Raw genomic sequence first — 9,641 nt, forward strand, 5'->3', positions numbered from 1 at the left:
GTGCCCCGCCCCGGTCGTGACTCGGCCGATACTGGCGCTGATGCCGGCTCAGTAGTGGCTCTGGACCACCGTGTTCGTGTCGACCCAGTTGTAGATCCACTGCGCCTCGGGGACCGGCATGTTGACGCAGCCGTGGGAACCGGAGTACCCGAAGCTGGAGCGCCACCCCGCGCCGTGGAAGGCGTAGCCGCTGTAGAAGTAGCTCACCCACGGGACGTCCTCGGTGACGTAGGGGGATCCATCGGCGTTCTCACCGCGCATGGTCTGGGACTCGTACTGCAGGTAGACCTTGTAGGTGCCGGTCACCGTGGGGGTCTCGGCGGCGCCGTCGACGATGGAGACCGGGCCGTGCACGACGGTTGCCCCCTCGTAGGCGGTCACCGTCTTGTTCGACAGGTTGAGGTCGACCCACTTCTCACCCGGGGCGGCCTGGTAGGGCAGCTTCTCCGCGCCGTTGGCGATGGTGCGCTCCTTCCACTCCGCCTTGACCGTTGTGGCCTCGAAGGAGCCGGAGTAGGCCTTGTTACTGCCCAGGGACTGCGTGATCGCAGTGGCCACGGCATCAGCGTTGTTGACGGTCTTGCCGTCCTTGGCCTCCGTCGGGGTGGAGACCACCTGACCGCTGGCATTGACGTTGCGCTCGCCGGTGACGGGCTCGGAGCTGGCCTCCTCGGCCTGTGTCTTGACCCACTGGGAGACCTTCGAGGAGTCCACGGCGATGGTGGGGGCGGCGTCGGAGGAGTTCGTCACCGTGATCCACGAGGCCTTGTCCGTGTTCTGTGCCGTGTAGGAGTCCTCGCCCATGGTGATGGTGACGTCCTTAGAGACCCAGCCGTTGGCCTTGTCGGCGACCTTCTGGGCGTCGGAGTCGGAGACCTTCGGGTCGGCATTCGTGATCTTCAGGGAGATCGACGACGAGTCCAGGGACGTAGCGGTCTTCTGCGCGGCCTGTGCCAGGACGTCGGCATCCAGGGAGGAGCCCTTGGCCGAGCTCGTGGTCGTGAAGGTGGTGCCGTCCTCGCCGAGGACCACGGTGGCGTTGCGTGCCTTGGCACGGTCCTCGGGGATCAAGGAGGTGGCGTAGCTGCTCACCTTGGTCTTGTCAGTGGAGGAGACCACCGGGACCTCGCCCTTGCCCCGGGAGACCAGGGCGCGGAGCTTCTCGCCGAGCGTGTCGCCCCGAGCCATGACGGCGTCGGCGGTGGCCTGGGCATCCACCGTGGTTCCCAGATCCGCCAGGGAGGCGCTGGCGGTGACGTCCCCGGAGATGTCGACCTTGGTGCTCTTGACGCGCTCCTCAATGGTGGCCACCACCTCCTGCCGACTCTTGCCGGAGACGTCGGCGCCGGCCACCGTGGTCCCCGGGACGGCCCGGCCGTCGTAGTGCGCGGCGTAGGCGTAGCCCCCGGCACCCACGACGCCCAGCAGGAGCAGCACTGCGGCCGCGACCCCCAGGGGCCAACGGCGCCGCCGCCGCGGCTCGTCCGGGGACGAGCCCGCATCGGGGGACGTGAGTGCAGGGAAGGAGGAGGGGGCCGGGGCGACTGCGGCGGGATAGCCGGCGCCGCCGGCGCTGTCGGTGCCCTCGGCACCCGAAGCATTCTCGCTGCTCAGCTGATCGCCCGGCTCACCGCCGGAGCCCGGCTCAGAGGTCGTTGCCGGGATGACCGCCTCGATCTCCTCGGTGCTGCCCTGCTCCGCGCTCGTACCGCTCGGGGCGGGGCTGGCGGAATGCGCCTGCGGTGCCGCGGCTCGCGCAGCCGCCCGGTAGACGGACTGACGACGCACGCCTTCGGACTGCCCGTAGGGCGTGCTGAGCACAGTGGTCTCGCTCTGTGAGGCTTCTCCCTGGTGCTGCGCACCAGTGGGGGAAGTGTTGCTGCTCATGCATCCTCGTCCCTCGGCCACGGGCCCCGTACGGGGAGGAGTGCGGCCGAATCCAGTAGTCCATCCGACCTCCGGTGGCCCAACGTCCTGGATGGAGGCCTGATCCCCAGGGACTGTTCCCGGCCCGACCTGCTTCAACGCGGCAGCGCCGTCGCCGGCGGGTCGGTCCTCACCCTGGTGATCACCATGACATCCGTGAAACGAGACGATGTCAATCATTCTCAGGGATGAGGCTCTGTGAGATCGCACGAATTCAGCATCGGTTCAGTTTCGCTGGAGCCCGCAGGTACGGCGCCCACGCCCCGCCTGCGGGAAGTAGAGACGCCGATGAGAGCCTGATCTCCCTGGCGGTCCTGCTTCGACGTGATGTCGACGTGATGCGGCCGCAGCCCGGCTCGGCCCGGCTAGACTCCACACCATGTCTGCTATTTCCACTGATGAGGTCGCACGGGTTGCGGCGCTGGCTCGGGTCGCCCTGAGCGAAGAGGAGGTGACGCGCCTGGCCGGAGAGCTGGACGCGGTCGCCTCCTCCTTCGCCCGGGTCACGAGCGTGGTCACGCCCGACCTGCCGGCGACCTCCCACCCCGTGCCCCTGACCAACGTGCTGCGTGAGGACGTTCCGGCCCCCACGCTCGACGTCGACGAGCTCCTGGCCGGCGCGCCGGCCAGCGAGGACTCCATGTTCCTCGTTCCGCAGATCCTGGGGGAGGACTCCGCCTCATGAGCACTCACAGCACCACCGCCCTGGCCGGCCTCATCAGGAGCAGCGCCGCCGAGCAGGCCGCCGTCCTGGCGGAGGGGGAGGTCTCCTCACGCGAGCTCACCCAGGCCCATCTCGACCGCATCGACGCTGTCGACGGTGCCGTCGGGGCCTTCCTCAACGTCGATGCCGAGTGCGCCCTGAGCCAGGCCGACGCCGCCGACGCCGCCCGAAAGGAGGGCCAGGCGATCAGTGAGCTGACCGGTGTGCCGGTGGCCGTCAAGGACCTCATCGTCACCCGTGGCCAGGTCACGACCGCCGCCTCACGGATGCTCGAGGGCTGGGTGCCGCCCTATGACGCCACCCTCGTGAGCAACCTGCGCGCCGCCCGCACCCCGATCCTGGGCAAGACCAATCTCGACGAGTTCGCCATGGGCGGCTCCACCGAGCACTCGGCCTTCGGCCGCACCGCCAACCCCTGGGACCTGGGCCGCATCCCGGGAGGATCCTCGGGTGGCTCGGCCGCCGCCGTCGGCGCCTACGAGGCCCCTGTGGCCGTGGGCACCGACACCGGGGGCTCGATCCGCCAGCCCGCGGCCGTCACCGGCACGGTCGGCGTCAAGCCGACCTACGGCACGGTCTCGCGCTTCGGCGTCATTGCCATGGCCTCCTCCCTCGACACGCCCGGCCCCATGGCCCGCACGGTGCTGGACACCGCTCTGCTGCACGACGTCATCGCCTCCCACGACCCGCTGGACTCGACGTCCTTGCCGGACGCCCCGCGCGGCATGGCCGCCGTGGTCCGGGCCGCGCAGGAGGGACGGGACCTGACCGGCCTGCGGGTCGGCGTCATCTCCGAGCTCGACGGCGGAGAGGGCTACCACGACGGCGTCGTGGCCTCCTTCCACGCCGCCCTGGAGCTGCTCGAGGCGGCCGGAGCGCAGGTGGAGACCGTCTCTCTGCCGCACCTGGAGTACGCGCTGGACGCCTACTACCTCATCATGCCCGCCGAGGCCTCTTCCAACCTGGCCCGTTACGACGGGATGCGCTACGGCCTGCGGGTCGAGCCGACGTCGGGACCCGTCACCGCCGAGACCGTCATGGCGGCCACCCGCGGGGCGGGCTTCGGTGACGAGGTCAAGCGCCGCATCATCCTGGGCACCCACGTGCTGTCGGCCGGCTACTACGACGCCTACTACGGTTCTGCCCTCAAGGTGCGCACTCTCGTGCAGCGCGACTTCGCCGCCGCCTGGGACAAGGCGGACATCCTCGTGTCGCCCACCGCTCCGGTGACGGCCTACCGCTTCGGGGAGAAGGACGACCCGCTGGCGATGTACAAGCTGGACGTGACCACGATCCCGGCCAACCTCGCGGGGGTGCCCGGCATGAGCCTGCCCTCGGGCCTGAGCGATGACGGGCTTCCGGTGGGCTTCCAGATCCTGGCGCCGCAGAGGGCCGATGACCGCCTGTACCGCGTGGGTGCCGTCCTGGAGGCCGCGCTGGAGGAGACATGGGGGGCGCCGCTGCTGTCGCGTGCGCCCGAGCTGGAGGAGACACGATGAGTGACACGCTGATGGACTTCGACGAGGCCGTTCGTCGCTACGACCCGGTCCTGGGACTCGAGGTGCACGTCGAGCTGGGGACCGCCACCAAGATGTTCGACGCCGCCCCCAACGTCTTCGGCGCTCAGCCCAACACGATGGTGACCCCCACGTCGGTGGGGCTGCCTGGCGCGCTGCCGGTGGTCAATGCCCGCGGCGTGGAGTACGCCATCCGCATCGGCCTGGCCCTGGGCTGCGAGATCGCGCAGTCCTGCCGCTTCGCCCGGAAGAACTACTTCTACCCGGACCTGGCCAAGGACTTCCAGACCTCACAGTCCGATGAGCCCATCGCCTACGACGGCGCCCTGGAGATCGAGATGGAGGACGGATCCTTCTTCACCATCCCGATCGAGCGGGCCCACATGGAGGAGGACGCAGGCAAGAACACCCACATCGGAGGTGCCGACGGCCGTATCGAGGGCGCCAGCCACTCCCTGGTGGACTACAACCGCGCCGGTGTGCCGCTGGTGGAGATCGTCACCCGCCCCATCGAGGGCGCCGGCGCCAGGGCGCCTCAGGTCGCCGCCGCCTACGTGCGCACCCTGCGCGACATCTTCCGCGCCCTGGGGGTCTCCGAGGCGCGCATGGAGCGCGGCAACGTGCGCGCCGACGTCAACGTCTCGCTGCGCGAGTCGCCCGACGCGCCGCTGGGCACCCGCACCGAGACCAAGAACGTCAACACCTTCCGTGGGATCGAGCAGGTCGTCCGCTACGAGATCCAGCGTCAGGCCGCCATCCTGGCCGCCGGGGGAGAGGTGCTTCAGGAGACCCGCCACGGCCAGGCCGACGGCACCACTCGCGCCGGTCGCGTCAAGTCCGACGCCGACGACTACCGCTACTTCCCCGAGCCGGACCTCGTGCCGGTGGCGCCCAGCCGCGAATGGGTCGAGGAGATCCGTGCGGGGCTGCCCGAGATGCCCGCGGCCAAGCGTCGTCGTCTCAAGGCCGAGTGGGGTCTGAGCGACACCGAGATGCGCGACGTCGTCAACGCCGGGGCGCTCGAGCTCATCGAGGCCACCGCGGCAGCCGGAACCACCGGTCAGGCCGCCCGCAAGTGGTGGATGGGCGAGCTCTCCCGCAGGGCAAAGGAGCAGGAGACCGCCCTGGAGGACATGGCCGTCACGCCCGAGCAGATCGCCGAGCTGCAAGGACTGGTGGACTCCGGGCGCCTGACCGACAAGTTGGCCCGCCAGGTTCTCGAAGGGGTCCTGGCCGGCGAGGGTGATCCTGAGGCCGTGGCCGTCGCTCGCGGGCTCGAGGTCGTCTCCGACGACTCCGCGCTGCTGGCCGCCGTGGACGAGGCCCTGGCCGCCAACCCGGACGTGGCCGACAAGATCCGCGGCGGCAAGGTCCAGGCGGCCGGCGCCATCGTCGGAGCCGTCATGAAGGCGACCCGTGGCCAGGCCGACGCCAAGCGCGTGCGTGAGCTCGTCATGGAGCGCGTGCAGGGCTGAGGCGAGTCTCGCCACTGGTCTGCTGAATCCCTTCCTCCGCGCATCATCGTCCCGTACTGAGGACGGCTCGGAACAGTCCGGCCCGTCACCGCTGCATCCAGCCAGTGGTGACGGGCCGGACTGTCCGTTCCCGGCGGCTCGTGTCAGTGAGGACCTGCTGCTGTGGAGGGTGAGATTGCTTGCGAAAGCTGCTGCGAATCTCAGTATCTGATCACATTAGGACCGTCATCCGAGTGGCTGGCGACCTGTGCGAGATAGGCTCGGAGTACTTGTCACAAGCCCTGCCCGTCCCACGAGGAGTGCCCATGGTTCAGCCCAGTCCCAGTTACACCGTCGCCCTGTATCTTGAGGTGCCCGCCTCCCAGAAGGCGGTGGCCCGCCTGGTCGACACCGCCACTGCGACTGGCGCCATCGTCACCGGCGTCGACGTGGCCGATGCCGACGGTGACAAGCTCACCGTCAACCTCACGGCGGACACCCGGGACTCCAAGCACCGCAACGAGCTGGTCGCCAAGCTGGAGGAGATCGACGGCGTCGTCGTCCGTAACGTCGGTGATTCGACCTTCCTGACTCACGTCGGAGGCAAGATCGAGGTGGTCGGCAAGTACCCGATCCACAACCGTCGTGACCTGGCCCGCGTCTACACCCCCGGTGTGGCCCGCGTTTGCAAGGCCATCTACGACCACCCCGAGCGTGCCCGGATGCTCACCATCAAGAAGAACACCGTCGCCGTCGTCACCGACGGGACCGCGGTCCTGGGGCTAGGGGACATCGGCCCGTCCGCCGCCATGCCCGTCATGGAGGGCAAGGCTGTTCTGTTCAAGCAGTTCGGCAACGTGGATGCCTGGCCGGTGGCTCTGGACACGAAGGACCCCGAGGAGATCATCTCCATCGTCAAGGCCATTGCCCCGGCCTACGGCGGCATCAACCTGGAGGATATCGCGGCCCCCAAGTGCTTCGACATCGAGGCCCGCTTGCGCGAGGAGCTCGACATCCCCGTCTTCCACGACGACCAGCACGGCACCGCCATCGTGACCCTGGCGGCCCTCATCAACGCTCTGAAGATCGTGGGTAAGAAGATCGAGGACGTGCGCATCGTCCTGTCCGGCGTCGGTGCGGCCGGCAGCGCCATCGCCAAGCTGCTCATGGCGCACGGCGCCACGGACATCGTCGGTTACGGGCGCACCGGGGCTCTGTCCTCGGCGAACACCGAGGGAATGAACGAGCACCGCAAGTGGCTGGCGGAGAACACTAACCCGCGTCAGGTGACCGGCTCACTCAAGGAGGGCCTCAAGGGGGCTGACGTCTTCATCGGTGTCTCCTCGGGCAACCTGCTCGAGCCCGAGGACCTGGAGGTCATGAGCGACGGCGCCATCGTCTTCGCCATGGCCAACCCGATCCCGGAGGTCGACCCGATCCGTGCCGCCGACTACGCCGCCGTGGTGGCGACCGGGCGCTCGGACTTCCCCAACCAGATCAACAACGTGCTGGCCTTCCCCGGCCTCTTCCGCGGCCTGCTGGACACCGGCATCACCGATATCTCCACCGAGCTGCTCAGGGCTGCGTCCACCGGCATCGCCTCGGTGATCGCCGACGACGAGATCAGCCCCGTGTACATCATCCCCGGAGCCTTCGACACTCGGGTCGCCGACGCCGTGGCCAAGGCGGTCCGCAAGTTCGCTGAGGCGGAGTGAGGGCCGGAAGGCTTCAGCTCGTGTGGGATGAGGGTATGTGGCGCGACCTGGGCCACGCGCCCTCATCCCACAGGGGAGACTGACGACACCCGCCCGAGAGCGCGGGCTACGGTGTCTGGGCGCTGCCAGGACAAGGAAAAGTCGATGTGTCCTGGATCATGGGCTCCTGGTTTGACGTCCGTGGGGTGGACCTGCCTAAAGTACAGCCCGCTGCCGAAAGGGCTGAGCTTGGCTCACGGTCTTCCGGTGGCAGACGTGCTGCAACAGAACGTCGATCGGTGTGACCGGGAGCAATGCTTCTGAGGTTGACGTCGAGACGGCAAATGTTCTAGAGTAGCCGAGTTGCTCGCCAGAGCGAGGTTAAGTCGAATAGGCTTGGCTGAGCCCCGGCTGGGTGTGTTGTTTGAGAACTCGATAGTGTGTCATGTTTTTTATGCCATGGCCCTGGGGCTGCGCATGTTGTGTGTGTGGTTTTGGGGTTTGTTTTGTTTTGGTTTGCCTGGCCCTTGTTTTGGGGTTGGGTTGGGCCTTGGTCTGGTTTTCTGGACTGTTGTACTGGTTGGAGCCGTTTTTGGTTTTGATTGGTTTTGTTTGGAGAGTTTGATCCTGGCTCAGGACGAACGCTGGCGGCGTGCTTAACACATGCAAGTCGAACGGTGAAGCGCCTTCCTTTTTGGTGGGTGTGGATGAGTGGCGAACGGGTGAGTAACACGTGAGTAACCTGCCCCCTTCTTCTGGATAACCGCATGAAAGTGTGGCTAATACGGGATATTCTGTGCCTGCTGCATGGTGGGTGTGGGAAAGATTGTGCCTTTTGGGTGTTTTTGGTGGCCCCTTCTTCTGGATAACCGCATGAAAGTGTGGCTAATACGGGATATTCTGTGCCTGCTGCATGGTGGGTGTGGGAAAGATTGCGCTTTTGGGTGTTTTTGGTGGGGGATGGGCTCGCGGCCTATCAGCTTGTTGGTGGGGTGATGGCCTACCAAGGCGGTGACGGGTAGCCGGCCTGAGAGGGTGGACGGTCACACTGGGACTGAGACACGGCCCAGACTCCTACGGGAGGCAGCAGTGGGGAATATTGCACAATGGGCGCAAGCCTGATGCAGCGACGCCGCGTGAGGGATGGAGGCCTTCGGGTTGTGAACCTCTTTCGCCAGTGAAGCAGGCCTGCTCCTTGTGGGTGGGTTGACGGTAGCTGGATAAGAAGCGCCGGCTAACTACGTGCCAGCAGCCGCGGTAATACGTAGGGCGCGAGCGTTGTCCGGAATTATTGGGCGTAAAGAGCTCGTAGGCGGCTGGTCGCGTCTGTCGTGAAATCCTCTGGCTTAACTGGGGGCTTGCGGTGGGTACGGGCCGGCTTGAGTGCGGTAGGGGAGGCTGGAACTCCTGGTGTAGCGGTGGAATGCGCAGATATCAGGAAGAACACCGGTGGCGAAGGCGGGTCTCTGGGCCGTTACTGACGCTGAGGAGCGAAAGCGTGGGGAGCGAACAGGATTAGATACCCTGGTAGTCCACGCCGTAAACGTTGGGCACTAGGTGTGGGGGGCCTTTTCCGGGTTTTCCGCGCCGTAGCTAACGCATTAAGTGCCCCGCCTGGGGAGTACGGCCGCAAGGCTAAAACTCAAAGGAATTGACGGGGGCCCGCACAAGCGGCGGAGCATGCGGATTAATTCGATGCAACGCGAAGAACCTTACCAAGGCTTGACATGTGCCGGTCGGCTCCGGAGACGGGGTTTCCTCCTTGTGGGGCCGGTTCACAGGTGGTGCATGGTTGTCGTCAGCTCGTGTCGTGAGATGTTGGGTTAAGTCCCGCAACGAGCGCAACCCTTGTCTCGTGTTGCCAGCACGTTGTGGTGGGGACTCGCGGGAGACTGCCGGGGTCAACTCGGAGGAAGGTGGGGATGACGTCAAATCATCATGCCCCTTATGTCTTGGGCTTCACGCATGCTACAATGGCCGGTACAGAGGGCTGCGATACCGTGAGGTGGAGCGAATCCCTTAAAGCCGGTCTCAGTTCGGATCGGTGTCTGCAACTCGACACCGTGAAGTTGGAGTCGCTAGTAATCGCAGATCAGCAACGCTGCGGTGAATACGTTCTCGGGCCTTGTACACACCGCCCGTCACGTCATGAAAGTCGGCAACACCCGAAGCCCGTGGCCTTATGGGGAGCGGTCGAAGGTGGGGCTGGTGATTGGGACGAAGTCGTAACAAGGTAGCCGTACCGGAAGGTGCGGCTGGATCACCTCCTTTCTAAGGATAGGTAATTGTGTGGGGGTGGCTTCCCGGCTGTTGGTTGTCTGGGCCG

5 protein-coding genes and 1 rRNA gene are annotated in these 9,641 nt (G+C 66.4%); 5 read left to right on the forward strand and 1 reads right to left on the reverse strand.

All coding sequences use genetic code 11. The annotated features are described in order from the left end of the window. Window positions 1–48: 48 nt before the first annotated feature. Window positions 49–1,887: a L,D-transpeptidase family protein gene (locus BKH32_RS05070; protein WP_075248933.1), complete on the reverse strand. Its 1,839-nt coding sequence runs from the start codon at window positions 1,885–1,887 to the stop codon at window positions 49–51. A gap of 418 nt (window positions 1,888–2,305) precedes the next feature. On the opposite strand from BKH32_RS05070, the gene gatC reads away from it, so the two are divergent. The 5 genes from gatC (at window position 2,306) to BKH32_RS05095 (ending at window position 9,586) form a co-directional block, all read left to right on the forward strand. Next, on the forward strand, window positions 2,306–2,611 hold the full coding sequence (gatC, locus tag BKH32_RS05075) for an Asp-tRNA(Asn)/Glu-tRNA(Gln) amidotransferase subunit GatC (RefSeq protein ID WP_075248934.1): 306 nt from the start codon (window positions 2,306–2,308) through the stop codon (window positions 2,609–2,611). Further along, window positions 2,608–4,149 carry an Asp-tRNA(Asn)/Glu-tRNA(Gln) amidotransferase subunit GatA gene (gene gatA, locus BKH32_RS05080; RefSeq protein WP_075248935.1) on the forward strand — a complete coding sequence of 514 codons (1,542 nt, stop codon included), beginning with the start codon at window positions 2,608–2,610 and terminating at the stop codon, window positions 4,147–4,149. The genes gatC and gatA overlap by 4 nt, the downstream gene beginning before the upstream one ends. Next, window positions 4,146–5,642 (forward strand): Asp-tRNA(Asn)/Glu-tRNA(Gln) amidotransferase subunit GatB, encoded by a 1,497-nt coding sequence (gene gatB / locus BKH32_RS05085; protein WP_075248936.1) that lies wholly within the window; start codon window positions 4,146–4,148, stop codon window positions 5,640–5,642. Before gatA ends, gatB begins: the two co-directional genes overlap by 4 nt. A gap of 305 nt (window positions 5,643–5,947) precedes the next feature. After that, window positions 5,948–7,336 (forward strand): NAD(P)-dependent malic enzyme, encoded by a 1,389-nt coding sequence (locus BKH32_RS05090; RefSeq protein ID WP_075248937.1) that lies wholly within the window; start codon window positions 5,948–5,950, stop codon window positions 7,334–7,336. Between the two features lie 588 nt (window positions 7,337–7,924). Further along, window positions 7,925–9,586, forward strand: a 16S ribosomal RNA gene (locus BKH32_RS05095). Window positions 9,587–9,641: the final 55 nt, after the last annotated feature.

The organism is Actinomyces oris (assembly GCF_001929375.1).
Taxonomy (GTDB): domain Bacteria; phylum Actinomycetota; class Actinomycetes; order Actinomycetales; family Actinomycetaceae; genus Actinomyces; species Actinomyces oris_B.

What these genes read in the sequence shown, in the direction of transcription:
- BKH32_RS05070 (WP_075248933.1), bottom strand. Translation starts at nt 1,887, where the DNA reads ATGAGCAGCAACACTTCCCCCACTGGTGCGCAGCACCAGGGAGAAGCC.
- gatC (WP_075248934.1), top strand. Translation starts at nt 2,306, where the DNA reads ATGTCTGCTATTTCCACTGATGAGGTCGCACGGGTTGCGGCGCTGGCT.
- gatA (WP_075248935.1), top strand. Translation starts at nt 2,608, where the DNA reads ATGAGCACTCACAGCACCACCGCCCTGGCCGGCCTCATCAGGAGCAGC.
- gatB (WP_075248936.1), top strand. Translation starts at nt 4,146, where the DNA reads ATGAGTGACACGCTGATGGACTTCGACGAGGCCGTTCGTCGCTACGAC.
- BKH32_RS05090 (WP_075248937.1), top strand. Translation starts at nt 5,948, where the DNA reads ATGGTTCAGCCCAGTCCCAGTTACACCGTCGCCCTGTATCTTGAGGTG.